The organism is Ruegeria marina, assembly GCF_900101475.1.
Classification (GTDB): domain Bacteria; phylum Pseudomonadota; class Alphaproteobacteria; order Rhodobacterales; family Rhodobacteraceae; genus Ruegeria_B; species Ruegeria_B marina.
The window spans coordinates 64173-89592 of sequence record NZ_FMZV01000019.1 but is presented as its reverse complement, the minus strand read 5'-3'; the positions used below and the strand labels follow the sequence as shown (position 1 = coordinate 89592).

The window sequence follows — 25420 nt, the reverse complement described above, 5'->3', positions numbered from 1 at the left end:
CTGCGCATCTACGAGGGCGCATCCGACGTCCAGCGCCTCGTCATCGCCCGACAGACAATGGCAAACTTCAACAGGGGAATTTGAGCATGCTGGGACCTTCGGCGCATGTGGACACGTTCACGCGAGACAATCTGCCGCCGGCCGAAATGTGGCCTGATTTCCTGCTCGACGGGTTCGACTATCCCGAACGCCTGAATGTCGGGGTCGAACTGACCGATGCCATGGTCGCCAAAGGATTCGGCGACCATACGGCGCTGATCGGGAACGGACGGCGGCGCACCTACAAGGAACTCAGCGACTGGACCAACCGGCTGGCGCATGCCCTGGTCGAGGATCTGGGTGTCAGGCCCGGTAACCGGGTCCTGATCCGTTCGGCCAACAATCCGGCAATGGTGGCCTGCTGGCTGGCGGCGACCAAGGCGGGCGCAGTGGTGGTGAACACCATGCCGATGCTGCGCAGCGGGGAACTGAGCAAGATCGTCGACAAGGCCGAGATCACCCATGCGTTGTGCGACACCCGCCTGATGGAGGAACTTGTCGTTTGCGCCAAGACCTCGAAACATCTGAAAACCGTGGTGGGGTTCGACGGGACATCGAACCATGACGCCGAACTGGACCGGCTGGCCCTGCAGAAGCAGGTGCGGTTCGACGCCGTCGACACCGGCCGCGACGATGTCGCCTTGCTGGGTTTTACCTCGGGCACCACCGGCCAGCCCAAGGCGACCATGCATTTCCACCGGGATATTCTCATCATCGCGGATGGATATGCGCGCGAGGTTCTGGGCGTGACCTCCGAAGATATCTTTGTCGGCTCGCCGCCGCTGGCCTTTACCTTTGGCCTTGGCGGCCTGGCGGTGTTTCCGCTGCGGTTCGGGGCGGCGGCGACCCTGCTGGAGCAGGCCAGCCCGCCGAACATGGTCGAGATCATCCAGCAGTATCGCGCCACAGTCTGTTTCACGGCGCCCACCGCGTATCGGTTCATGCTCAAGGCAATGGACGAAGGCGCAGACCTGTCGTCGTTGCGCGCGGCAGTGTCCGCCGGCGAAACCCTGCCTGCCCCGGTATACCAGGAATGGATGGAAAAGACCGGCAAACCGATGCTCGACGGTATCGGCGCAACGGAAATGCTGCATATCTTCATATCCAACCGGTTCGATGATCACAGCCCGTCCTGTACCGGCAAACCGGTCAAGGGATACGAAGTCCGCATCCTCGATGCCGAGGGGAACGAGGCCCCTCGGGGAGAAGTGGGGCGGCTGGCGGTACGCGGCCCGACGGGGTGCCGATACCTGGCCGACGCGCGGCAGAAGGATTACGTCCAGAATGGCTGGAACGTGACCGGCGACAGTTTTGTCATGGACGAAGACGGATACCTGCATTTTGCGGCACGCAGCGACGACATGATCGTCAGTTCCGGCTACAATATCGCCGGTCCCGAGGTCGAAGCGGCGCTGTTGGCCCATCCGGCGGTGGCGGAATGTGGTGTCGTCGGCGCCCCGGACGAGGCGCGGGGCCATATCGTCGAGGCACATGTGGTGCTGGCTGCGGGCTATTCCGCCGATGCCTTGATGGTCAAGACCTTGCAGGACCACGTGAAGGCAACCATTGCGCCCTATAAATATCCTCGTCGCATCCTGTTCATAGACGAACTGCCGAAAACACAGACCGGAAAGATTCAGCGCTTCCGTCTTCGCAAAGACGTGCAGTGAACGAAGGGGCGGCGACCGCCGATCCGGGGGCCAGATCCACGAACAGATCCTGTCGGCTACCGGAACGCGGTGCCGCCGACCTGACGCGGCCGCAGCGATAAACGCCCCGTCACCGGATGCGGAACTTGGATCACATGTTCTGGTTGCGAACGGTCAGATCTGGTGCGGCAAAGGTTCAACACCTTTACACGAAGCCTGTTCCGGCCGGTGGGCGGCAAGGCATTTCGAATGATCGCGCATCCTCGCCAGCCTTTACCCAATTGCGCCAACTGCCGCAGTGCGATTGAACCCGAGACAGCATGGACATGCCGCGGATCGTCGTGGACCGGCAGCACTTCACCGACGCTATCCAGCTCGAACCTCTGTTGCCTCCCGCGCCGGTTTTCGGGACGAAGTTCCGATCCTCTACATGTCATGACCCGCAAGTCATGTAGAGTTCAGGGCAGCGGCAACCTAAGCTCCTGCCGGGACCAGGCCCCGTGCCACCCAATCGTCGAATATCGCCAGTGCACGGTCCGAGAATTGGGGATCGTTGATATGCGCGTCCAGTTCCACCAATTCGGCATTCGCCGGGCAGGCCGACCGGACTTCATCGCAAAAGGCGGCCAGCCCTTCGGCATCGTGCAGCGGTGCGCCCGGCCGATCCCATTCGTTGCAGCCACCCTTCGGCAACAGGATCGTCACCGGACCCGAGGCACCTGCCAGCTTGCCGCAAATGGCGCGGGCGACCTGGCGCCGCTCATCCATGTCCAGAACCGCCGAGGTCAGCAGGCGGTTGTGCGCATGGCTGGGCCGGTCCGCCAATGCTGCCGGCGCCGGCTGCCAGCCGACAAAGTCCACCAAGTCATAGCACCCCGTCGCGACCAGTTGCGGAATGCCACGCCGTCCGGCGTGGGTCATCCGGTCCTCGCCGGCCGACAAGCCTCCGAAGATGTGGTTGGTCACCTCCTGCGGCGCAAAATCGAACACGGCGGCAAAGGCGCCTTCTGCGGCCAGGCTTTCGAAGGCCCGGCCGCCCATGCCCGTTGCGTGGAACACGGCAACTTCGTATCCGCGCGCCTCAAGCGCGGGTTTCAGACTGACCATGTAGCGCAGAACCGTCTTGCCAAAGCTCGTCATGCCGATCAGTGGCCGGTCGCGCACCGGCGCCTCGACCGCACGCGCCGCCCCGAGCACCGCGCCCGCCGCCTGGCTGAGCGATGCCTTGCAGATCGAGTTCAGACCGTAGAGCCCACCTGCCCAGAGGATCATCTGCACATCCGCCGGGATGCGGTCGGGCGGCAGCATCGGGGAGAACGACACGGTCGACACAATGTATTTCGGAACCCCCAGCGGCAGTGCCGAGCAAAGGTCAAGCGCCAGGTCGGTCCCCATCGAACCACCCAGCACGATCACCCCATGAATGCGGCCCGCGCGATAAAGTTCCAGAGCCTTGGCCGCTGCACCGCGCGCCATGATCTGCATCGCAACGTTTTCGTCGCCGCTGTCGATAGCTGCCTGAATCGAACTTCCACCCGCCTCTGCCACTTCGTGTTTGGAAACATCCGTTGGCCGCGACGGATCGCCCAGCACGCTGACATCCATGGACAACACGCCACCGCCCTGCCCCGCGATCACGCCTGCCAGGTAATGCAGTTCATCGTCCTTGGTATCGTAGGTCCCCACGATCAGGATCGTCTTGTCGCTCATCGGTGTCTCTCCTCCGTGAATTCCCTGGCCAACCGCAGGGCCGTGTCCAACATGCGGGCCGATCTTTGCCGCCCGCCCGGTTCGTCGAGCCGCGACATGATCCAGCCCGGATAGGTCAACGCGCGCAACAGCAGCATGAAATCGAGCGTCGCCGGGCGAACCGGACGGCGCATGGCGTAGCCCGCGCACAGGCCCGCGCGAAGGCTGCTGTATTCAGGCTGGCCAAGAAACTTGATCAGAACCGTCGCGAGGTCGAAGTCCCGATATCCCCAGGCACCATCGTCGAAATCAATGAACGCCACGGTGCCCGAATCGAACAACACGTTCTCGGCAACCAGATCCGCATGGATCAACCCCCGGTCGGCATTCGGCGCGAATTCGTCGAACCTAGCCCGCGCCCGGTCGCGGGTTGCGATCATCAGGTCGCGCTGGTCCGCGTCGAGGTCCGGATGCTCCCAGAACCGGCCCCAGAGCGGATCCGGCCCCAGCAGTCCCGACTGCCCCCAGTCGGGGCGCATGAACACGTCAGGTGGAGCCCAGTGGTCGGACAGGTCGTGCAGCCGGGCCATCTCCAATCCGACCAGACGGCCTGTTTCGAAAGGGTCCAGGTCCGGGTCCAACTTGCCGGTCTTTCCGATCGGACGGCCATCCAGCCAGGTCAGGACGCTGACGAAACGCCCTTCGATTTCGCCGAGCAGAGCGCCCGTCTTCTGGCGCAGCGGGCGGGGCGCTTTCAAGCCCCCTTGCCCGAGCATCTCCATCCACGCCAGTTCCGACGCCAGTTCCGTCTCGGTCCTGTATCCGGGCCGGTGAAACCGCAGGGCCAATCGACGAGCACCATCGCTAACCTGCCAGACCTCGTTTTCCCGTTGGGCGGCCAGGGCGAAATCTGCCCGCTCCAGACCCCAGAGTTGCAGTGCCTTGACGACGGTCCGGGTCATGGGGCAAGCGGTGTTTCGGAAAGCACGCGGTCCAGCGTTTCGATCAACTGGTCGGCGTTTTCCCGGCTGAACGGGAGCGGCGGGCGGATTTTCAGCGTGTTATAGTGGATACCCAGGAAATTCAGCAAAATACCCCGCTGCCTCATGGTATTTGCAACCCGTCTGGCAAATGCGGTCGCGGGTGTTTTTTGCGTCCTGTCCAGAACCATCTCGGCGCCGAAGAACAGGCCCGAGCCGCGCACATCCCCGATGCAGTGGTGACGCGCGGCGAGGCTGCGCAGCCCGTCGCGGGCATAGTCGCCAATAACGCGGGCATTGTCCATCAACCCCTCGTCCTGAACCACCTTCAGGGTCGCCAGTGCCGCGGCCGCCGAAACCGGGTTGCCGCCGAAAGTGTTGAAGTAGCGGAACCGCTCGCGAAAGGCCGCCATGATCTCGGGGCTGGTCACGACCCCGCCGACCGGATGGCCATTGGCCATGGGCTTGCCCAATGTCACCACGTCCGGCTGGAAACCGGCCTTCTGATGTCCCCAGAAATCTGTCCCCAAGCGCCCGAAGCCGGGTTGCACCTCGTCCGCGATCACGATGCCGCCCGCGCGGCGCACGATCTCGATCGCAGGTGAAAGCCACCCGGCTTCCAGCGTGGGAAAACCCTCATTGGCGAAATACGGACAGATGATCAGGCAGGCGAGTTTGTGCCCGCGCTCGGCCAGAGCATCGATCTGTTCCTGAACGGCCGCGGCAAAGGCCAGCGCGTGCGCGCTGCCCGAGGCGCCACCCAACGGGCGATAGCTGTCGGGCGCCGGCACAAAGGCCATGTTATCCCAGTAACCACCCGGTGGCGGGTTGGTGCGCGAGAGCTGCGATACCGCCATCGTGTTGCCGTGATACGTATGGTCGGTCGCGATGACCCCGGTGTTCCCAGTGACCGCCTGCGCCATGCGCAACGCGATATCATTGGCCTCGGACCCGGTGCAAGTCAGGATCGCGGTCTTCAGTGGCGCATCAAACGTCGACGTCAAGGCTTCCACATAGTCGAGAATGCCCTCGTGCAGGTATCGGGTATGGGTGTTGAGCGTCGCGGCCTGCGTCGCGATAGCCTCGACCACACGCGGATGGCAGTGGCCCACATGCGGCACGTTGTTGTAGCAGTCGAGATATTTGTTGCCCTCGCTGTCCCAAAGCCAGACCCCCTGCCCCCGGACAACGTGCACCGGATCGTCGTAGAACAGGCTGACATTCGGCCCGAGAAGACGCGCGCGCCGGTCGAGCAAAACCTGAGTGTCCGGTGTCATAGTTGCATCCAGGCGGTTTTCAGATCGACGTATTTTTCCAGCGCGTGCAGGCTCTTGTCATGGCCGTTGCCCGACTGGCCGACGCCGCCCAAAGGCACGGTGCCATCAGAACCGCCATAGGTGTTGACATGCACCACACCGGCGCGAATGGCGCGCACCATGCGATGGGCGCGGCCCAGGTCGGATGTCCACAGGCCCGAGGCCAGGCCATAGACCGTGGAATTGGCCAGATCGACCGCCTCCGCCTCGGTGTCAAAGGGTGTTACGGCCAGAACCGGGCCGAATACTTCCTGCTGGTTGAGCGTGGCATCGCGCGCCACCCCGGTCATGACCGTAGGCTGCATGTAGAACCCGCCCGTCTCTTCCAGAATGCGCCTGCCGCCCAGAACGCAATCGGCGCCCTCGGCCAGCGCTGTTTCGACAAAGCGAAGGTTCTGCGAGAGTTGCGCTTCGGAATGCACCGCCCCGACCGAGGAGGACAGGTCCAGCGGATCGCCCACTCTGAGTGCCTCTGTATGACGGCAGAGCGCCTCGATGAACCTGTCATGGATCGACCTTTCGACGATCAGCCGCGAGCCTGCAACGCAGACCTGCCCCGAATTGCGGAAGATACCCGCCGCCGAAACCTTGGCCGCATGGTCCAGATCGGCAACATCTGCAAAGACCACGTTGGGCGACTTGCCGCCCAGCTCCAGATAGCAGCGTTTCAGGTTCGAACGGGCCGAATATTCCAGCAACCGCCGACCGACTGCGCCCGAGCCGGTAAAGACGAGAATGTCGATATCCATCGACAGACCCATCGCCTCGCCCACTTCCGAGCCCTTGCCGGTCACCACATTGAACACGCCTTCGGGCAATCCCGCTTCAAGCGCCAGTTCGGCCAGCCGCAGGATCGAGAGCGAGGCGCTTTCGGCCGGCTTGACCACGATGGAATTGCCCATGGCCAGCGCAGGCGCGATTTTCCACGCGCCGATCATCAGGGGAAAGTTCCAGGGCAGGATGGCGCCGACCACGCCGACAGGTTCCTTGTGGACCAGACCCAGAATATCGCCGGCGGTGGGTGCGATCTCGCCATAAACCTTGTCAAGCGCCTCGGCGTAGTAGCGGAACGTCCCGGCAGCCGAACCGCTTTCAGCCTTTATCGCCATGCCGATCTCGGTGCCGTTGTCACGTACGCCCTGCACGGCCAGATCCAGCGCTTCGGCCTCGATCAATTCGGCCAGCCGGGTCAGAACCTTCTTGCGGGCGGCGGGTGGCTGGCCTGCCCAGACACGGCTGTCAAAAGCACGTCGGGCGGCTGTAGTGGCGCGATGAACATCTTGGGCACCGCCCCTGGCAATCTGCGTCAGGACGGTTCCGTCGATGGGCGAGATGACATCCAGTGTCTCGCTCCCGGCCTCCAACCGACCGTCGATAACGTGACCGCGCTGGGGAATTGCACGGGTGCGCAGCTTGTCGATACTTGCCTGATCCAACGCCTGGCCCTCCTGGACTGGTTCATTATGTAAACCATCGTTTCAAAAAAATCTTGTCATAGGCATTTCTGTGTGTCAAGCATGAGGGACAATGGATTGCTCGCAAAAAGGGAGAGGCGCCGATGAAAACCGCGAACTTCATCAAGGAACAGAATGCGCGTCAGTTCTGGCAACCGATGACGCACCCTGCCGATGCGCAGGCGAATCCTCCCAAGATCATCACCGGGGCATCGGGCGTTCGTATCCGCGACATCGACGGGCACGAGGCCATCGACGCTGTCGGCGGCTTGTGGAACGTGAACCTCGGCTACTCCAACACCGCGGTGAAACAGGCTATTGCGCAGCAACTCGACACGCTGCCCTATTATTCCACCTTCCGTGGCACCAGCAACGACGCGGCCATCGAACTTGCCTTTGACCTGTGCGAATTCTTCCAGCCCGAAGGGATTGTCCGGGTCTTCTACACCTCGGGGGGGTCCGACAGTGTGGAATCGGCTCTGCGGCTGTCCCGGCAATATCACAAGCTGCGCGGCGAGCCGCAGCGCACAAAGTTCCTGTCGCTGAAAAAGGGCTATCACGGCACCCATTTCGGTGGCGCGTCGGTCAATGGCAACAACAAGTTCCGCACCGAATACGAACCGCTGTTGCCCGGCTGCTTCCACATCCCTGCCCCATATACCTATCGAAACCCGTTCAACGAGACCGACCCGGCGCGGCTGGCCCAGCTCTGCGCTCAGGCGCTGGAGGACGAGATCGCTTTCCAGGGGGCCGAGACCATCGCCGCCTTCATCATGGAGCCGATTCTGGGCGCGGGCGGAGTAATCCCGCCGCATGAAAGCTTCATGCCGATGGTACGCGAGATCTGCGACCGCAATGGAATCCTTTTGATCGCCGACGAGGTGATCACCGCCTTTGGTCGTACCGGCGCCTGGTCCGGATCGCGGCTATGGGGGGTGCAACCGGACATGATGTGCACCGCCAAGGCAATCACAAACGGGTATTTCCCCTTTGGTGCGGTCCTGGTCGGCGAGAAGATGGCCGAAGTGTTCGAAGGCGACACCAGCGGAAAGGGTGCGATCAGCCACGGCTATACCTATTCCGGCCACCCGGTGGGTGCGGCGGCCGCGGTTGTCTGTCTCAAGGAGACGATCAAGGCAGATGTTGCCGGCAACGCGGCGGCGCGCGGCGCACAATTGTTCGAAGGCCTGAAGGCATTGCAGCAAAAGCACGAGGCAATCGGCGACGTGCGCGGCGGTTACGGTCTGATGGCGGCGGTTGAAGCTGTTTCAGACCGCAAGACCAAGGCTCCGGCAGGCGGTGCGATGATGAACACCGTTTACGAGACCGCCTACAAGGCTGGTGTGATGTTGCGGGTGTCCGGTCCCAACATCATCCTGTCACCGCCACTGGTTCTGACCGAGCAGGATGTTTCCGACATTCTGTCCGCTCTGGATGCGGGCTTTGCCGCATTGGGCTGAGATCGGAAGCCCTGAAAGGCTTGGGTACGCCATGCACAAGATTTGCCTGCGCTGACGAGGATCGACCCTGTTTCAGCGCAGTTTCTGATCGCCAACCGCCAGACGAAATCCGTTCAGAGCGCGGAAAATTACCGTACCAAGCAACACGAGGCTTTCGTACAGGCGCGGGCGCGCGACCCCGCGGCCTCTCTCTGGAGAGTGTTGGTCTGCGCCTGGCCCAGGTGTGAAATGTCAAACTTGATCATGACGGTCAGGCCCAATGTCGGAGTGCATTGCGTGCGATATTCTCGACGCGGATAGCCAGGTCCGGCGGTGTTTTCATCCGAAGGTTTTCGATTGCCGCCGTGCCCGCATCGCATATCAATGCAACCGGTCCTTTCACCCGGGACCGATCGGCGCTAAGCGGGAGCGGACAAACCACGCACAGCGAAAAGGACCCGCCTGTTGACCCGACCCTCCCCCTTGCAGGGAATGGCCTACGCGCTTGCCGGCTTTGCCGTGTTTTCCATCCACGACGCCATGATCAAGGCGCTTGGCGAAGGCTACTCGGTTTTTCAGATCATCTTCTTCGCTACGCTGTTTTCCTTTGTTCCGCTGACAATCACGATCCTGTCGGACCGAAATACAGACACGTTCCGCCCCAACAACCCGGGCCTTGTGCTCTTGCGGTCAGGTCTGATGGTCACGTCGATGGCCACGGCCTTTTACGCCTTTGCCACACTTCCCCTGACCGAGGTCTACTCGCTTCTTTTCACCTTTCCGCTGTTGGTCACCGCGTTGTCGGTGCCGTTGTTGGGCGAGGTGGTGCGCGCACAACGCTGGGCTGCCGTCGCTGTCGGCCTGATCGGGGTGCTGATCGTTCTGCGGCCAGGACTGACCGCCCTGTCGCCGGGCCATTTCGCGGCACTGACCGCGGCCACGGCCAGCGCCCTGGCGACCATCGTGGTTCGAAAGATCGGCAACAGCGAGCGCTCGGCTGTCCTGATCCTGTACCCCATGCTTGTCGGCGTTCTGGCGATGGGGGCGATGCAACCATTCGTCTATCGCCCGCCAGAGTTGCGCGACCTGGCCATGATGGCGCTGGTGGGGCTGTTTTCGGTTCTTGCGCAACATCTGATCATTCAAGCCTACCGGGCTGCTCCGGCCGCGGTGATTTCACCGATCCAGTATTCCCAGATCCTTTGGGCGACCATGTTCGGAATGATCCTTTTCGAGGAAAGTCCCGACATCTGGGTGGGCGTCGGCGCCACGATCATCATCGCATCCGGACTTTTCGTTGTCTGGCGGGAAAGCCGGACCAATGTATCCACGCGCTCACCCGTGCTGCAAAGCACGAACCCGCGCCCCGACGCCGGCCCCTCGCCTTCTCCCAAGGGCTTGCCAACCGAGTGATGGGGTCTGTTTCTAGAGCGAGGCCCGGGCGCCCAAACCACGCTCGACCGCCAGTTTCGCGGCGACCGAAGCAACGGCCAGATCCTGAAGGCCAACGCCTGTTCCATCGAAAAGGGTTATATCAGCCTCCGACCCACGTCCGGGATGGCCACCGTTGATCACGGCTCCGATGGGCGTGATGTCCTCGGCGCCGATCAAGCCCTGAGAGACTGCATGCTGCGCCTCGCCGATGCTGACCGATTGCGCCACTTCGTCGGTAAAGACCGTGGCCCGCGCCAGAAGGGCCGAATCGACCTCCATCTTGCCCCTGGTATCGGTTCCCATGCAGGCAAGATGCGTCCCCGGCCTGATCCAGCCGGACATCAGCAAGGGTTCAAACGCCGAAGTGATAGAGATGATCACATCCGCCTGAGCGCCGAGTTCCTGCGGGCTGACAGCTTCAAATTCAAGTCCGAGCTCTTCGGCCACAACGGCAAGGCGCGGCAGCATCTCGGGATGCGGATTCCAGGCAACCACCTTTTCAAACGCCCGCTGCTCGGCTGCCGCGCGCAACTGGAACGTGGATTGGTGCCCGGCGCCGACCATGCCGAGAACACGCGCGTCTCTGCGCGCAAGATGCGCGATGGACACGGCGGAACTGGCCGCCGTGCGCACTGCCGTCAGGTAATTCCCGCCCACAAGCGCAGACAGTTGCCCGGTATCCGGATCGAACAGGAAAACGGTGGATTGATGATTGGTCAGGCCGCGGTCCATGTTTCCGGGCCAATACCCGCCGGATTTCACGCCCAGCACATGTCCGGCCTGATCGAACCCGGACTTGAACCCGTAAAGGGCCCTGGCATGTCCCAGCGCCTCGCGCACGACGGGAAAATTTCGCGCTTCGCCCCGATCCATCGCGGCAAAAACGGCTTCGACTGCGGCAAAGGCTTCCGCCCGGCCGACGATCTGCTGGCAAATCTCTTCACCGACGATCAGAACCTCGCTCATCACCCGTCCTTTCGTTGTCTTGTCCGACTGTTCACCTGCCAGCGTTCAGTACGCCTTGCCGCGCGCCGAGACCGGCCACAGCGCTTCGACCTTGCCGCCGCGCACTCCGACATACCAGTCATGCACGTTGCAGGTCGGGTCACAGTGCCCCGGGACCAGCCGCAGGCGATCATTGATCTTGAGCACGCCGTGCGGGTCTTCGATCACGCCATGTTCGTCCGAACACTTGATGTATTTCACGTCATCGCGCCCGAATACCACCGGAAGGCCACTGTCGACGGACTGCGCCTTGAGCCCGGCATCGCAGATCGCCTTGTCGGCCTTGGCGTGGCTCATCACGCTGGTCAGGATGAACAATGCGTTTTCCCACTCGCCCTGGTCGATGCGCTGGCCGTTTTCGTCCAGAATACGACCATAGTCAGCGTCCATGAAAGCATAGGAGCCGCACTGAAGCTCGTTGTAGACGCCAGAATTGCTCTCGAAATAATAGCTTCCCGTTCCGCCGCCGGACACCAGTTCAGGGTCCAGACTGGCGGCCTTCAAACCTTCTACGGCATCGCGGACCTGGGCGATCGCGATATCCAGTTTGGCCTTGCGGTCGGCATAGGCATCCATGTGCTGCATGGCGCCCTGATAGGCCTGTATCCCGGCGAATTTCAGGCCGGGCGCAGCGTCAATGGCCTGGGCGATGCGCACGACATCTTGGGTCGTGGTCACGCCGCAGCGACCGGCGCCGCAGTCGATCTCGACGAAGCACTCCAGTTGCGTGCCATTTTTCTGCGCCGCCGCCGAAAGGTCGGCCACGTTGTCGATGTCATCGACACACACGATGGTGCGCGCGCCTGTCAGCGGGATGCGCGCCAACCGGTCGATCTTGAGCGGATCGCGCACCTGGTTCGAGACAAGCACGTCCTTGATCCCGCCGCGCGCGAACACTTCGGCTTCGGACACTTTCTGGCAGCAGACCCCGACCGCACCGCCGAGCCGTTCCTGCAACATGGCCACGTCGACCGACTTGTGCATCTTTCCATGCACCCGGTGGCGCATACCGTGGGCACGGGCATAATCGCCCATCTTGACGATGTTCCGCTCGAGCGCGTCGAGATCGAGGATCAGGCAGGGGGTCTGGATTTCGCTTTCGTCCATGCCGATCGCGGCCGGAATATCGAAGCCGACTTCGAGTTCTGCGAGATTTGTCATGTCTTTCATATCCTTGTTCCTTTCAGACCAGGGTCCAGGGAAGCCTGTCCAGATCGACGTTGCCGCCGGTGATGATGACTCCAACGCGCTTGCCGCGATAGGTGTCCGGGTTCTTCAGGATCGTTGCCAGCGGCACGGCCGAAGACGGTTCCATCACCACCCGCAGGTATTTCCAGGTAAGCTTCATCGCTTCGACGATCTCTTTCTCGCTGGCGGTCTGGATATCGGTCACGAAGTTGGAAACGAAATGCCAGGTGTTATTCTTCAGGGGCACCTTGAGACCGTCGGCCACGGTCTCGGGTGCGTCATCGGCAATGATGTGCCCCGCCCTGAAACTGCGAAAGGCGTCGTCCGCCTGCTCGGGTTCGGCGGCATAGATTGCCACTTCGGGGGCCAGGTTCGACAGAGTCAGGCAGGTGCCCGAAATCATCCCGCCACCTCCGATAGGTGCCACCACGGCATCGAGACCATCCGTCTGCTCCAACAATTCCAGCGAACAGGTTCCCTGACCCGCAATCACGCGCGGATCGTTGTAAGGGTGTACGAATTCACCGCCCGTGGCTTGCTGCACCTGGGCGAAAACCGCTTCACGACTGCTGGTCGAGGGTTCGCATTCGGTGACGATACCACCATAGCGGCGCACCGCGTCCTTCTTGGCCTGTGGCGCGGTGCGCGGCATGACCACGTTGCAGGGAATGCCGCGCCGTCCGGCCGCATAGGACAGCGAAAGCGCATGGTTGCCCGAACTGTGGGTTGCAACACCGCGCCGGGCGACGTCTTCATTCAGGCCGAACACCGCGTTGCAGGCGCCCCGCACCTTGAAGGCCCCCGCCTCTTGCAGGTTCTCGCATTTGAAGAACAGCCGCGCGCCGGTCAATTCGTTCAGATATTCGGAACTCAGCACCGGCGTGCGCCGGATATGCGGCCGGATACGGTCGTGCGCGGCGCGCACATCCGCGATGGTCAGGTCGGCGGCCAGTGTCATTGCATCCAGCATCCTGTCCTCCTTCATGCTGCGGATTTCGCTGCGGCCTGTGCAGGGCGTCGCAAGTATTCCTGCGCTGCCGCGACACCGCTGCCCAGCCGGATCGGATAGTTCAGATCGGCCATGGCCATTTCGATCGTGGCCAGCCCGCTCAGCACCATGACATCCGTCAGACTGCCCAGGTGGCCAATACGGAAGGCCCGCCCGTTCATCTCGCCCAGACCGATGCCGAAACTGACGTCATAGGCGTGAAACGCGTGGTCGGTCAGGGCGTTGCTGTCGAACCCGTCGGGAACGTAGATCGCGCTGACGGTGTCGGAATAGAGTTCGGGGGACTTGGCCACCAGTTTCAGACCCCATGCATCAACCGCCCGACGCACGCCTTCGGCCAGGCGATTATGGCGGGCATAGACATTTTCCAGACCTTCCTCGAACAGCATGTTCAGGCTTTCCCGCATGCCATAGATCAGTTGCAGCGGTGGCGTGTACGGAAAACCGCCCCTGGCATTCGCGCCCATCATGTCGCGAAAGTCGAAGAAGGTTCGCGGCAGGCGCGCAGTCTCGATTGCGCCCAATGCCTTGGGGCTGACCCCGAGGATTGCCATGCCGGTTGTCAGCATGAACCCCTTTTGCGAGCCGGAAACAACGATATCGACGCCCCAATCGTCCATGCGAAACGGAACCGAAGCGAGCGAACTCACCGCGTCGACAAAGAGCAGAGCGGGATGGCCCGCCATGTCCATCGCGCGGCGTACGGCGGAAATGTCGCTGAGAACACCGGTCGCGGTCTCGTTGTGGGTGACCAGCACGGCCTTGATCCGGTGCCCCGTATCGGCACGCAACTCCTCTTCGAACCGGTCGGCCGGCGCACCCGCACCCCAGTCCGTTTCGATGATCCGGACATCGAGCCCGTGCCGCTGGCACAGGTCGATCCAGCGATGCGAGAACATGCCGTATCGGGCCACAAGCACCCTGTCGCCCGGGCTGAGCGTGTTGGTGATCGCGGCCTCCCAGCCACCAGTGCCCGTGGACGGGAAAGTGACCACATTACCATCGGTCGTGTTCAGCACAGTCTTGATCCCGGAAAGAACCGGCGCGAGCGTATCGACGAAATCAGGGGCGCGATGATCACGGGTCTGCACCTGCAACGCGCGACGCAGGCGGTCGGGAATATTGGTGGGTCCCGGAATGAAAACAGGGTTCTGGTCTGACATGGCGGCATCCTCCCTCTATGTGAAAAGAATGCGCTGGACCGGGTAGTCATGCAATTTTTCTGAAAAAGTTTTCCAAATCCAAAATGAAAAACATTATGCATTGTATTTGTTTAATTTTTCGTTTTTCATTTCATCCATTCATGGTCATTTGGAAAAACTTTTCTCTGCACAAATGCTGGTATGGCGCAGAGATGGCGCGGAGAGGGATACGATGAATACGCCAAAACGTGCCCGCGGCCGACCCAGGTCGGCCTTTTCCGAATCCGGCGGTGCGACGCTGCAATCGCTGGACCGGGCGCTGGGTCTATTGGCGACCGTGGCGAGGTTCGGTCATGCGACCTTGACCGATTTGGCCCTGGCACAAGGTCTGCCGGCCGCAACAGCACACCGCATCCTGACCACGCTCCAGAAGCATGGCTTCGTCGATTTCGACCGGCACAGCCAGGAATGGATGATCGGAATCGAAGCCTATCGCACCGGCTCCGCCTATCTGCGCCGGGCCGGTTTGACCGAAATCGGCCAACCGATCCTGCGTGCGCTCATGGAGAAAACCGGAGAAACCGCCAATCTCGCCGTGCCGGATGGAACAGAAGTGGTTTTCATAGCTCAGGTCGAAACCGCCCATCCGATCCGTGCCTTCTTTCCCGCTGGCACCCGATCGCCAATGCACGCCTCGGGAACCGGAAAGGCCATACTTGCGATGATGCCGCCCGAACGGGCGCGAACCCTGTTGCAAAAAGCCGGGTTGCCCGTGTTCACCTCCAAGACCCTGTCCACCCCAAACGCCCTGTTTCAGGATCTGGACCGGACCCGCACGCGCGGCTGGTCGTACGAGGCGGATGAACGCCACGACGGGATGTCCTGCATCGGCGCGGCCATTTTCGACGAGAACGGATTGCCATGTGCCGGGATCTCGATCTCGGGCCCGAGCGGCCGGTTCAAGCCCGACAGCCTTGACCGGCTCGGGCAGGCTGTCGCCGAGGCCGGGGCTGAAATTACTCGACTTACGGGCGGCACCGCTCCGGACCGATCTTCATAGAGACCGCAACAGGATCGCTCCACTTTCCATCGCCTGTGCAATCCGCTGGAACTGCGCCCGCCGCAGATCCGAATTACCAGTCGATCGCAACAGCAGGGTTTGCGCCTCGGCGATGGCATCCGCCGCTTCACGAGCCGAAGACGAGATAGCCGGAGCGACTATCGGATTGATCTTGCGCGTAGTGACCTTGGGCTGGATGCCGGTTCTGCTCAGGGTCTGGGCCGGCGAACTGTCACGGTGGCGCGTGACCAGGCCCGACATCCTGGTCGCTACGCCTTCGAGCGCAACCCTGACTTCCGCGTATTCCCCGGTTTCAGGCAGTGTTTCGACAATCTTCCAGTACTCGTAATTCATGCAGTCGAGGGCGAATGCACGATCGGCCTTCGCCCGGCAGAATTCAGCCGCCGCGTTCAATGCGTTGACGATGCGGCCGGTCGTCGCCGCATTCACCGGGGTCCAGGACGGTATAGTGGCAAGGGCGCTGTCGCTCAGCGCACCACCGCCTTCGCGCACACCTTCGAACTCGGTCGGCCCTTCGACCGATTGTGCGATCCCCATACCAGAAAAAGCTGTGGCGATTGCCAACGCGGTCGGCGCGAGCGTGACCCAAATGATATTTGCAGTACGCATCCGGAAATTCCTCTGACAAAGTGACAAAAGAACCGAAGTCGAAGCGCGAACGCTCCTCCAATACGCCAAGGATACACCCGCAATGCTGTTTCGGCAAAACGATTAGGCAGATCGACGCTCGCCGAATTTCTGGACCGGCGCAGCTACTCGGGGTTATGCTCTGGCTGTACCTGCGGAGCACCTGACGGGACCGCCATGAAACATTTGCTCTTGTGTTTGTTGATTTTCCTTCCGCTTCCGGCGCTCAGCGCCGACCGGGTGGCCCTGGTTATCGGAATTTCGGAATACGAGGCCATTCCACCACTCAAGAACACGCTCAATGACGCCGAGGCCATCGCCCGGACACTCGAGCGGATCGGATTTGATGTCACGCAGCTTTCGGATCCGGGCGGCGACGCGATCCGAGAGGAACTGTCGCGTTTCTCGTTCCGCGCCGAGACTGCGGATCTTGCGCTGATCTATTTCGCCGGTCACGGGGTGGAGGTTCAGGGCGAAAACTTCCTGATTCCGGCCGATGCGCAAGTTGCAAGCAACCGGGACATCCAGGCCCAATCCGTTTCGCTCAAGGATTTTCTGGCCTCGGTGGACAGGGCACGAAAGATGCGGATCGTGATCCTCGACAGTTGCAGGGACAATCCATTCGGGGACAGTTTGGCCTCGGATACGGAAACGACCGGTACTGCTGCTTCCGATGCGGCGCGCAGCGTCGGCCAGGGTCTCGCAGCACCTTCACCGGACCGGGGCACACTGGTTGCCTATGCCGCAAAGGACGGCAACGTGGCGCTTGATGGCGCTGGTGAAAACAGCCCCTTTGCGCTGGCGTTGATCGACAAGATGGACGATCCCGGCCTCGAAATCTCGTTGATGTTCCGACAGGTCCGGGACGAGGTGCTGCGCCTGACCGAGAACCGGCAAGAGCCGCATACCTATGGCTCTCTGTCCGGAGTACCCTTCTTTCTGGCAGGCGGAGGATCGGCTACGGATGCGCCGGGCGGCAAGGCCAAGCTGGCGTGGTCCGCCCTGCGCCCCGACGATGAGGCGCAGTTCCGCCAGCTTGCCGCCGAAGGCGACACCCGGTCGCTTCTGGGGTTGGCCTTCATGCATCTCAATCCAAACGAGGACAGGTTCGATCCGGTCGAGGCGGCGCGCCTGCTGGAACGGGCCGCCAATGCGGGGTCCGCCGAAGCACAATACGAACTTGCGATACAGTACGAGACAGGCCGCGGTGTGGCCGCGGATCAGGTCCGGGCACTGGAACTCTACAGGCAATCCGCAGCGCAGGATTTCCCGGACGCGATCAACGATCTCGGCTTTTTCCACTATCACGGCATGATGGGCCTGCCGAGCGATTCCGCAAAGGCGCTTGCCCTGTTCGAACGCGCGGCGGATTTGCGGCACCCGCAGGCGATGTACAATTTCGCCGCGTTGATCGACGACGGGCTTATTCCGGGGAAAGGACCTAAAGAGGCCGCGCAATACCTGTATCAGGCGCTGAGAGTGGGCAATCAAGATGTTCTGAAGATTCTCACAGAGCATCCCGAAACACTCAAACCGGCCACCCGTCGCGCGCTGCAGGAGGAACTTAAACGATTCGACCTGTACCAGGGGACGATCGACGGCGATTTCGGGCCCGGAACACAGCGCGGCCTTCGCCGCGCCTACGGGCTGGAGAGCTAGCAATCAGGTTCGGGCAAGAAACGGTGGCTGCGTTGCCATGTCAGCTTAGGGCCTGGAATTCCACTCTGCGGTTTTCGTCTGCCTTTGGATCCGCGCTGTTGAATGGAAACCTCTCGCCCATGCCGACAGTCTCGAGCCGACCGGCATCCACCCCGCAGTTTTGAACGAGGTGCCGGGCCACTTCCTTGGCGCGCAGAACCGAAAGACGTTCGTTGTATTCATCCGACCCGGAACTGTCGGTATGTCCCACGATACGGATCACGTTTATGTCGGATGTCCGCAGAACCGTGCACAGTGTTTCAAGTTTAGGCTTTTCCGATTCTGACAGCGCGGCCGAGTCGAACCCGAACTTGATATGAAGATTGACCTGCAATTCTGGATCGAGCTGGCCAAAGACCAGTGGCTTGTTCGGATCCGAGGCCGCAGGTGTCATGCTTTCGCCTGCGGTCGTTGTCTGCCCCTGCACACTGACGGCGGATTCGCTGCTGACATCTTCCACGGTTACAAGTTTCAAGCCGCGCGTTTGCCCCATCCCACTGTCCTGGGCAGCCGAGAACGCCTGTTTCTGTTTCTCGAACAAGGCGCGGAGCTGATCTGCGGTGTAGTCCTGAGCGAGTACCGGATTGGCCAACGCCAACAGGGCGACAGCCAGTCTGAGTGATGTCATGGGCATCTCTCCTTTTCTGAAAAGGCTTTGTGTCAATCTGCAACCAGAGTATCATCAAAGCCGTTTGAATACATCCCATTTGAAAGACCGGACTCGAACCTTGGACCAGATGTTCGCTATAGATGCCGGATGATGACCGGACCGACGACACGCATCCCGGCCGTGCTGCCTCGTGCGCCGATCTTTTTCGGGTCGGGCCTGACCCATGCAGGACGGGTACGGGAAAGCAACGAAGATTCGATTCTTACCGATCCGTCCGGGGTGGTCTGGGCAATTGCCGACGGAATGGGCGGATATGGCCATGGCGATGTGGCATCTGACATCGTCATCGACTGCCTCAGCCAGTTGCAGGACGACGCGCTTGCGGCCCCCGAATTACGGATGCGGCTGGCCGAAGCCAATCGTGAAGTCCTGCTTCGGGCTCGCAATCAACGGCTTGATGGAATGGGCGCGACAGTGGTGGCCATGATGATCCAGAACGCCATTGCCACGGTTGCATGGGCGGGCGATTGCCGGGCCTATCTGTTGCGGCAGGGCGGGTTGCGCCTGCTGACGCATGATCATACGGTTGTTCAGGACATGATCGATCAGGGTCTGCTGGACGCGCGCGACCGCGACGACCACCCCGAGCGTCATATCGTTACGCGCGCCGTCGGCGCCCTGCCCGAGCTTGAGGTGGATACCGTCACTGTGCCTCTCATTTCGGGCGACCGGTTGATGTTGTGCAGCGATGGGCTGACGACCTGTATCGGCGATCAACAGATCGCTTCGATCATCAACGGGGCGACCGATCCCGAAGACGTCTGTGCTACCCTGGTGACAAAGGCACTCGAATCCGGCGCCCCCGACAACGTGTCGGTCATAGCCGTTTTTGCCCGGGACGGATGACATTTGCGGCAAGGAACCCTCATAGGCCCAATCATCATCGCCATCGGCCTGGTGGCGGCAGCAATCGCCTTTGCGGTGGTCGGAGCGGTATTGCAGACTGCGGACGGTACAACCGAAATGCGGCTGAACGGGACCGACAGGGAGATCGCCGACTTGCGTGGCGATATCGCCCGGATACGCGAAAACCAACGCGAGCTTGAGGCCGAAATCAAGCGCTTGACCGAGGACATGAGCCTGATGGCAGGCCTTGCCGCCGAGCGCCCGCCAGTACAGATCGAGGCGGGACAACTGACCGGGCTGGACGAAACCGGGGACCACCAGGAAACCGAGGAGATGACCGAAGAGATGATCCTTGCCAAGTCGAGGTTCAACACTGGCATCACGCAACCCAGGAACCGCGTGATGCTGGAAATTCTTGGACACCCGCGGGACAGCTATTCGACCGAATGCCAGCCGGTCACAAATTCCCGCCTCGGTTCGTTGCTGGAAACCCGGCAAATCGGGCCAATCCGGGTTACGATGATTCGTCCGGCGCTCGAGTCCCTGGAACGGATCATGGTGCGGCTTAAGCAATCGGAACCCGATATTCATGCCGCTATGGGCACGGCGGGCGCTTTGTGTGCAAGGCTGATCAGAGGATCCGCGAGTTCGGTCTCGAACCATTCCTGGGGAACCGCAATAGACCTGAAACTCGAAGGGCGGCTTGACGGATTTGGCGACGGCGGCACCCAGTTCGGCCTGCTGCTCCTTGCCGAACTCTTCAACGAAGAAGGGTGGTTCTGGGGCGCCACGTGGAATCGCGAGGATTCAATGCATTTCGAGGTCGGCGAGGAAACCCTTCGCAAGTGGCAGACCGAAGGAAAGCTTTGATCGATGGGCCGGCATGCGCGCCCTTCGGGTCCTGGCAAAGGCCGACCGTTTCAGGATCTGGCGGGCCCGGTGTTCGCCTTTGCGGACAAGCTGGAGACGCGGGCCCGGGTTGGTGAGCGCACCTTGTGCGAGGAAGCCGCCGCGCTGCTCGACGCTTTCGAAATCCGGCTTCAGGATGCCCGTGTGCCACGTAGCGCGATCAAACCGGCGCGATACGGGCTGGGCGTTCTGATCGACAAACGAGCGCGATCCTTGCCAAGGTTGCGACTGTCGACATGGACGATCCTGGCACGGCAACACCTGTTCGACGGCCGCGAGATGGACCTTCCCCGAGTACAGGATTTTGCCGCGACCGCCCGACGCGAAGGGGGTGAGCTTGCGCCGCTCGGGGAATTCCTGCAAGGGATCGTGGACCAATGCAGGGCCATGCGCCAAGGGTATCAGCGAGAGCGGTCCGGCTGGGGAAAATATGCACTGATCAGCATCTTGTCCTTTTCGACGCTCTTGGCCTGCTATGCGGGGTTTCTTGAATATCGGTACCAAACCGGCGTTTTTGCCGGTTTCAAGCAGGCGACGGCAGCGATCGATCGCTCGACGCCGGTTTCCGCACAGTTGGATTCAAGTGCCGAGGCGCTGGCTCAAGTCGAACGGGCAATGGCCAAGGCCCCTTTCAAGGGCTCCTTGCGCCTGCCGATGGCAGACGCGCTTTCCCGTGCGCAAGCGGCACATCAAGAACTGGTTGCATCACTTTTACCACCTGCCATCGGGATGGCGATCGAGGATCGTCTGGCAACAGAGGGCCAGGGTCTGATGGTTTACGATGCCCTTCGGGCCTGGGCCGTGCTGGTCGGGGACCTGGCATGGCAACCGGCCTACCTTGTTGGCTGGCTCGAGGACAATTCGCCAGAACTTGCGTCCCATGTCGGATCATTGGAAGGACCGCGGACGGGATTGCCCGCTTCGGACCCGGAGTTGATGGAACTGGTGCGCAGCTTTGCCGCCGAAGCGGACGAACCCAGCCGGGCCTGGCTGGAATTGCTCCGCTCGGAAGGTGCGCGGCAATTGCCGCGCTGGCAGGCCAACCAGGCGGTTCCCGGGATCGGCGAGGTTTTGGTCCATCGAACCGGCGCGCCGTTGTCCGAGGGCGTTCCGGGCCTGTTCACGCAGGCAGGGTGGACCAAGGCACGCGAATTCGAACTGGGTCTTGCCGTGCAGGCGGCAAGACTGGCCGGCCCCGTTGTCACCGGCACATCCCTCCAGCCGCGCAATGATACGCCGGACCTGCTGGAAGACCGTCTCTTGACGGAAACGCTGGACGCCTGGAGCAACTGGTTGGCCAATATTCGGGTTCGGCCCTTCGTCGACAGGGAAACAGCCATTCTTGTTTCGGGTTCCCTGGCCAGGTCGCCCGGTCCGCTGGACGCTCTGCTGCGGCACGTCTGGGTGGAAACAGGCGGTGGCGATACAGCCCGCAGCCACGCGCAGCAGCTGCGAACGGCGACCCGTTTCGGGGCAATGATCCAGTATGTTGAAAATGGCCGCCTGGCGGAGATAGCCAGGTTGTTTTCCAGCCTCAACGTCGCATTGGGTTCGATTGACGTGAACGCAGAGCGCGGCAGCGAACGATTGATGAGCGTGCAGGAAAGTGCCCGCTCGGTACAGGCGCTCAAGGCCGCGCCGCGCGTCGTGGTGCAAATCGCCGAGGACGTGCTGGCCCAGGCCGGGCAGACCACCGGTTCCCGCCAATCGAATCCGATCCTTCGGCAGTGGCAACAGGATGTGTTTCCCCTGTGCCGCGAGCTTGTCCTCGGGCGCTATCCCTTTGCCGACGGACCGGATGCCGACGCGCGCGACCTTACGGCCCTGTTCGGCCCGTCGGGCGCCTTTCCGCTGTTCCTTTCGGCCTATGCCGGGCCCTATCTCGATACATCCGAAAGCCCCTGGCGCTGGAAACCCGAAGCCCGGTTTTCGGGGCTGACACCCGAAGGCGCCGCGTTTCTTGAGCGCGCCGCAGTAACATCGCAAGCGCTCTTCGCTCCGGACGGATCGCTGGCTTCGGACATACGGATTTCGGCATTGGCCGAACGGGGCGAAACACTGTTGACGCTGGGTGGCGTGGTCGCGCCGGTTCGCGCAACCGGCGATGCAGCACAGCTGTCCTGGCCTGGACCCGACCCGGAAGCCGGCATCGAAGTCTCCATTCGCCAGGGGGACCAGGCGTCGCGCCTGACCCACTCCGGCCCCTGGGGATTGCACAGGTTGCTAGACGACCTTCGCCTGCGCACCCGTGACGGAGGGCGCCGGGTTCTTGTGGACCTGCGCACCGATAGCGGCCGGGTATTCGTGGAAATGGAGTTTGACCGTGACGTGAACCCAATCTCCGGCCGAACAGCGATAAAGGGCCTGTCCTGCCCTCCTGTCCTTTAGCAGCGTGGAAATTCCATGCAGGACGGGATTTCCGCGCTATACTGGCCAGGATTTGCAGAAGTCTTGGTGGATTGCCGAGGTCAAAATGTTTGAAGCACGAAATATTATCCTCAAGTCACCGCTGCCGCCATCCGACGACGATGGATCTGACGGGCTTCGCTTCTGCAGCCTGAAGGGACGAGATGAAGCCGGAGCGTGTTACCGCTATGAAGTAACCGCTGTCAGCAAGAATCCAGACCTCAAATCCGAAGACATTCTTGGACAGTCCGTCACGGTCCAGGTCAACGGAGAAATAAACGAACGCCATTTTCACGGCTATGTTGATGAGTTCCGGTTCGGGGGTGTCACAGAAGAAGGAATGGCGCGCTACGTTCTGGTCCTAAGGCCAAAGTTGTGGTTCCTTTCGAAGAGCACGGACAATCGAATTTTCCAGAAAAAGTCGGTTCCCGACATTATCGAACATATTCTGGATCAGCATGGTGCCACGCCTTATGAATTGAAGCTGAAAAAAAGCTATCCACCGCGTGAATATTGCGTCCAATACGCGGAAAGCGATCTGAACTTCGTCGAGCGGCTGATGCAACACGAAGGGATCTGGTACTTTTTCGAGTTCAGGGACGGCGAGGAAAAGCTGATCCTTGTGGATGACAATGAGAAACTGGAGACTGCCGATGGTTATGAGATCGTCCCATACCTGATGAACGCGCGCCCGGCGGCAATTAGCGAGGAAGGCATCAGCGAGTGGCACCGCATAGACAGCGTGGTTTCTGCCGGGTGGACACATACCGACTATGATTTCACCCGCCCCTCGGCCGACTTGGTTGCCAAAGACGAAAATATGTTTGAAACCGAATTGGCCGACAGGCAGCGCTACTCCTACCCCGGGTACTACAAGGAACATGCACGAGGCAAGGACCTGGCCAAGGTCCGCAACATCGCCGTGCAGGCCCGGGCGAAGCGCGCCGAAGCGCAGGCGTGGGCACAGGGACCAGCGAGCGGCCACCGGTTCAAGTTGACCGAGCATCCCAGGGATGCGGAAAACGCTGATTTCTTCATTCTGCGAGCCGATTACGACATCTGGGAGGCGCAGTATTTTTCGGGCCAGGGGTTTCGCGGCGCACAGGACGGTTTCGAGGTCCGCTGGCTCGTGCAACCGTTTGACCTGCCTTACCACCCCCCACGCAGGGCCCGCGCCCCGGTCATGCGGGGGCCCCAGACAGCTGTTGTGGTGGGCCCGCCCGGCGAAGAGATCTACACTGACGAGTACTCGCGGGTGAAGGTTCAGTTCCATTGGGACCGTGAGGGGGTCGAAGATGAGCACACCACCTGCTTCATCCGCGTAAGCTCGGTTTGGGCCGGGTCTGGCTGGGGCTTCATCCAGGTTCCGCGGATTGGGCAAGAGGTGATCGTCGATTTCCTGGAAGGCGACCCGGATCAGCCGATCATTACGGGGCGCGTGTACAATGCCGAGCAGATGCCGCCCTATGCGTTGCCGTCCAATGCCACCCAATCGGGCTGGAAATCGAACAGTTCCCCAGGCGGTGGCGGCTTCAACGAGTTGCGGTTCGAAGATGCCAAGGGCAATGAAGAGGTCTACTTCCAGGCGGAAAAAGACCATAACGAATTGGTCAAGAACAACGAAAGCCGGACCATCGGCAACGATTTCTACGAGTCGGTCGGAAATGACGCGCGCCAGGAAGTCATGCACGACCGCAGCGAATACGTGAAGAACAACAAGGACACTACGGTCGATGTCAATCGGACCGTAGTTATCGGCAATAACGATACCGAAACGGTAGGACAGAACAGGGCGCTGACCGTGGGGTCAAACGAGTCAATCAGCATCGGGCAGAATTCGAGCGAAACGATCGGCATTAACCATACCCAGACGGTGGGGGCGATGCAGACAATCAGCGTCGGCGCAATCCGGGTTGATACGGTCGGCGCTGCCGAGCAACGCACCGTCGGAGGACCGCAATCCAACGATATCGGCGCATCAAGGTCGGTTTCAGTCGGAGCTGGCCAGACCCACTCGATCGGCAGCGACGACAGCTGGACCGTCGGCGGCGGCCGAAGCATTGAAGTCGGCAAGGACCTGTCCCAATCGATCGGAAAGAAAGCCAGCTATTCGGTCGGCGAAAACATGACTTTGAAGGTCGCAAAGAAACTGGCCATCGATGCGGGCGACGAGATCCTGATCAAGACAGGGTCTGCATCGATCCTGATGAAGAAGGACGGCACGATCCAGATCAAGGGCAAGGACATCAAGGTGGAAGGCAGCGGCAAGATCGATATCAAGGCGTCAAGCAACATCAAGATAAAAGGTTCGAAAATCGACCAGAATTGAGGCAGGGCCCAAGAAAATTCGCCGAATTTTCTTGGCAGCTCTGCCTCTCACAAATGCCCGAAGAAAACCTCGGAGGGTTCGGGGGCGACACCATCGCACCAGACGCAGGTATGACTGAGCGGGTGATCGGAATGCTCTGGAAGAAAGGCGCTCAACTTTGCAAGCAAAGCGTCCGGGTCCGCTCCTGTCCGGGTCGCTCCTGCAAGTGCCGGTAATATCTGCTCGGCCCATTCGTCGACACCCTTCTGATCCGTGCAAACCTCAGCGCAAGCCGCGAATGGAAAGAGCCGACCTGGCGTATCGCGACTGGCAAGGACAAGCACGGCGATGGGACCTTTCGGCCCCTGCAGCAGGCCACGCACCCCCTTTTCCGGCCAGATCACCCCATCCCTGAGCGCCAAGGCCGGCCCGAGACTCAGCCATCGGTCGAGAAATACGCGCACCCCGGAGCCAAGACCGCGAGTCACAAAATCGCCGTGGCTTGGCAACTTGCCAAAGAACCCGGTCACG

The 25420-nt window shown here is 61.3% G+C and carries 20 protein-coding genes; 9 read left to right on the top strand and 11 right to left on the bottom strand.

What is annotated here, in order from left to right:
- The first annotated feature begins 86 nt into the window (after nt 1-86).
- Nucleotides 87-1709: an AMP-binding protein gene (locus BLT75_RS20615; protein ID WP_093036529.1), complete on the top strand. Its 1623-nt coding sequence runs from the start codon at nt 87-89 to the stop codon at nt 1707-1709.
- A 453-nt stretch (nt 1710-2162) separates the two neighbouring features.
- Here BLT75_RS20615 and BLT75_RS20610 read toward each other — a convergent pair whose 3' ends face one another.
- Genes BLT75_RS20610 through BLT75_RS20595 form a run of 4 tightly spaced genes read right to left on the bottom strand, consistent with a single transcriptional unit; the run spans nt 2163 to nt 7109 of the window.
- Complete coding sequence (locus BLT75_RS20610) at nt 2163-3398, bottom strand: Tm-1-like ATP-binding domain-containing protein (protein WP_093036526.1); 1236 nt, start codon at nt 3396-3398, stop codon at nt 2163-2165.
- Nucleotides 3395-4339, bottom strand: a complete 945-nt coding sequence (locus BLT75_RS20605) for a phosphotransferase (RefSeq protein WP_093036524.1) — start codon at nt 4337-4339, stop codon at nt 3395-3397. The genes BLT75_RS20610 and BLT75_RS20605 overlap by 4 nt, the downstream gene beginning before the upstream one ends.
- Nucleotides 4336-5634, bottom strand: a complete 1299-nt coding sequence (locus tag BLT75_RS20600; protein WP_093036521.1) for an aspartate aminotransferase family protein — start codon at nt 5632-5634, stop codon at nt 4336-4338. Before BLT75_RS20600 ends, BLT75_RS20605 begins: the two co-directional genes overlap by 4 nt.
- A complete protein-coding gene (locus tag BLT75_RS20595; RefSeq protein ID WP_093036518.1) occupies nt 5631-7109 on the bottom strand; it encodes an aldehyde dehydrogenase in 1479 nt (492 codons plus the stop codon). Before BLT75_RS20595 ends, BLT75_RS20600 begins: the two co-directional genes overlap by 4 nt.
- A gap of 122 nt (nt 7110-7231) precedes the next feature.
- Between BLT75_RS20595 and BLT75_RS20590 the strand changes: the two genes are divergently transcribed.
- Both BLT75_RS20590 and BLT75_RS20585 read left to right on the top strand, forming a co-directional pair.
- Nucleotides 7232-8587 (top strand): aspartate aminotransferase family protein, encoded by a 1356-nt coding sequence (locus BLT75_RS20590; protein ID WP_093036515.1) that lies wholly within the window; start codon nt 7232-7234, stop codon nt 8585-8587.
- 444 nt (nt 8588-9031) lie between these two features.
- Complete coding sequence (locus BLT75_RS20585; protein WP_245706600.1) at nt 9032-9979, top strand: DMT family transporter; 948 nt, start codon at nt 9032-9034, stop codon at nt 9977-9979.
- A 12-nt stretch (nt 9980-9991) separates the two neighbouring features.
- On the opposite strand, the gene bhcD is transcribed toward BLT75_RS20585, so the two are convergent.
- Genes bhcD through bhcA form a run of 4 tightly spaced genes read right to left on the bottom strand, consistent with a single transcriptional unit; the run spans nt 9992 to nt 14365 of the window.
- Nucleotides 9992-10966, bottom strand: a complete 975-nt coding sequence (bhcD, locus tag BLT75_RS20580) for an iminosuccinate reductase BhcD (RefSeq protein WP_093036509.1) — start codon at nt 10964-10966, stop codon at nt 9992-9994.
- 45 nt (nt 10967-11011) lie between these two features.
- Nucleotides 11012-12175, bottom strand: a complete 1164-nt coding sequence (gene bhcC / locus BLT75_RS20575) for a 3-hydroxy-D-aspartate aldolase BhcC (RefSeq protein WP_093036506.1) — start codon at nt 12173-12175, stop codon at nt 11012-11014.
- 13 nt (nt 12176-12188) lie between these two features.
- Nucleotides 12189-13163 carry a beta-hydroxyaspartate dehydratase BhcB gene (bhcB, locus tag BLT75_RS20570; RefSeq protein WP_093036568.1) on the bottom strand — a complete coding sequence of 325 codons (975 nt, stop codon included), beginning with the start codon at nt 13161-13163 and terminating at the stop codon, nt 12189-12191.
- Nucleotides 13164-13174: 11 nt separating this feature from the next.
- Nucleotides 13175-14365 (bottom strand): L-aspartate--glyoxylate aminotransferase BhcA, encoded by a 1191-nt coding sequence (gene bhcA / locus BLT75_RS20565; protein WP_093036503.1) that lies wholly within the window; start codon nt 14363-14365, stop codon nt 13175-13177.
- A gap of 211 nt (nt 14366-14576) precedes the next feature.
- Between bhcA and BLT75_RS20560 the strand changes: the two genes are divergently transcribed.
- Entirely contained in the window at nt 14577-15404 is an 828-nt protein-coding gene (locus BLT75_RS20560) for an IclR family transcriptional regulator (protein WP_093036565.1), read from the top strand.
- On the opposite strand, the gene BLT75_RS20555 is transcribed toward BLT75_RS20560, so the two are convergent.
- On the bottom strand, nt 15399-16034 hold the full coding sequence (locus BLT75_RS20555) for a hypothetical protein (RefSeq protein WP_143028612.1): 636 nt from the start codon (nt 16032-16034) through the stop codon (nt 15399-15401). The two genes, BLT75_RS20560 and BLT75_RS20555, sit on opposite strands and share 6 nt — an antisense overlap.
- A gap of 195 nt (nt 16035-16229) precedes the next feature.
- On the opposite strand from BLT75_RS20555, the gene BLT75_RS20550 reads away from it, so the two are divergent.
- Nucleotides 16230-17711, top strand: a complete 1482-nt coding sequence (locus BLT75_RS20550; protein ID WP_093036497.1) for a caspase family protein — start codon at nt 16230-16232, stop codon at nt 17709-17711.
- 40 nt (nt 17712-17751) lie between these two features.
- Here BLT75_RS20550 and BLT75_RS20545 read toward each other — a convergent pair whose 3' ends face one another.
- Nucleotides 17752-18378 carry an OmpA family protein gene (locus BLT75_RS20545; protein ID WP_093036494.1) on the bottom strand — a complete coding sequence of 209 codons (627 nt, stop codon included), beginning with the start codon at nt 18376-18378 and terminating at the stop codon, nt 17752-17754.
- A 132-nt stretch (nt 18379-18510) separates the two neighbouring features.
- Between BLT75_RS20545 and BLT75_RS20540 the strand changes: the two genes are divergently transcribed.
- The 4 genes from BLT75_RS20540 to BLT75_RS20525 all read left to right on the top strand — a co-directional run bounded on the left by BLT75_RS20540 (nt 18511) and on the right by BLT75_RS20525 (nt 24910).
- Nucleotides 18511-19266: a PP2C family protein-serine/threonine phosphatase gene (locus BLT75_RS20540; RefSeq protein WP_093036562.1), complete on the top strand. Its 756-nt coding sequence runs from the start codon at nt 18511-18513 to the stop codon at nt 19264-19266.
- A gap of 3 nt (nt 19267-19269) precedes the next feature.
- The gene (locus BLT75_RS20535; RefSeq protein ID WP_093036491.1) at nt 19270-20136 is read left to right on the top strand and encodes a M15 family metallopeptidase; all 867 of its coding nucleotides are present in this window, start codon (nt 19270-19272) and stop codon (nt 20134-20136) included.
- 3 nt (nt 20137-20139) lie between these two features.
- Nucleotides 20140-22563: an ImcF-related family protein gene (locus tag BLT75_RS20530; RefSeq protein WP_093036488.1), complete on the top strand. Its 2424-nt coding sequence runs from the start codon at nt 20140-20142 to the stop codon at nt 22561-22563.
- 85 nt (nt 22564-22648) lie between these two features.
- Nucleotides 22649-24910 carry a type VI secretion system Vgr family protein gene (locus tag BLT75_RS20525; RefSeq protein ID WP_093036559.1) on the top strand — a complete coding sequence of 754 codons (2262 nt, stop codon included), beginning with the start codon at nt 22649-22651 and terminating at the stop codon, nt 24908-24910.
- A 47-nt stretch (nt 24911-24957) separates the two neighbouring features.
- Here BLT75_RS20525 and BLT75_RS20520 read toward each other — a convergent pair whose 3' ends face one another.
- On the bottom strand, nt 24958-25419 hold the full coding sequence (locus BLT75_RS20520) for a TagF domain-containing protein (protein ID WP_093036485.1): 462 nt from the start codon (nt 25417-25419) through the stop codon (nt 24958-24960).
- Nucleotide 25420: the final 1 nt, after the last annotated feature.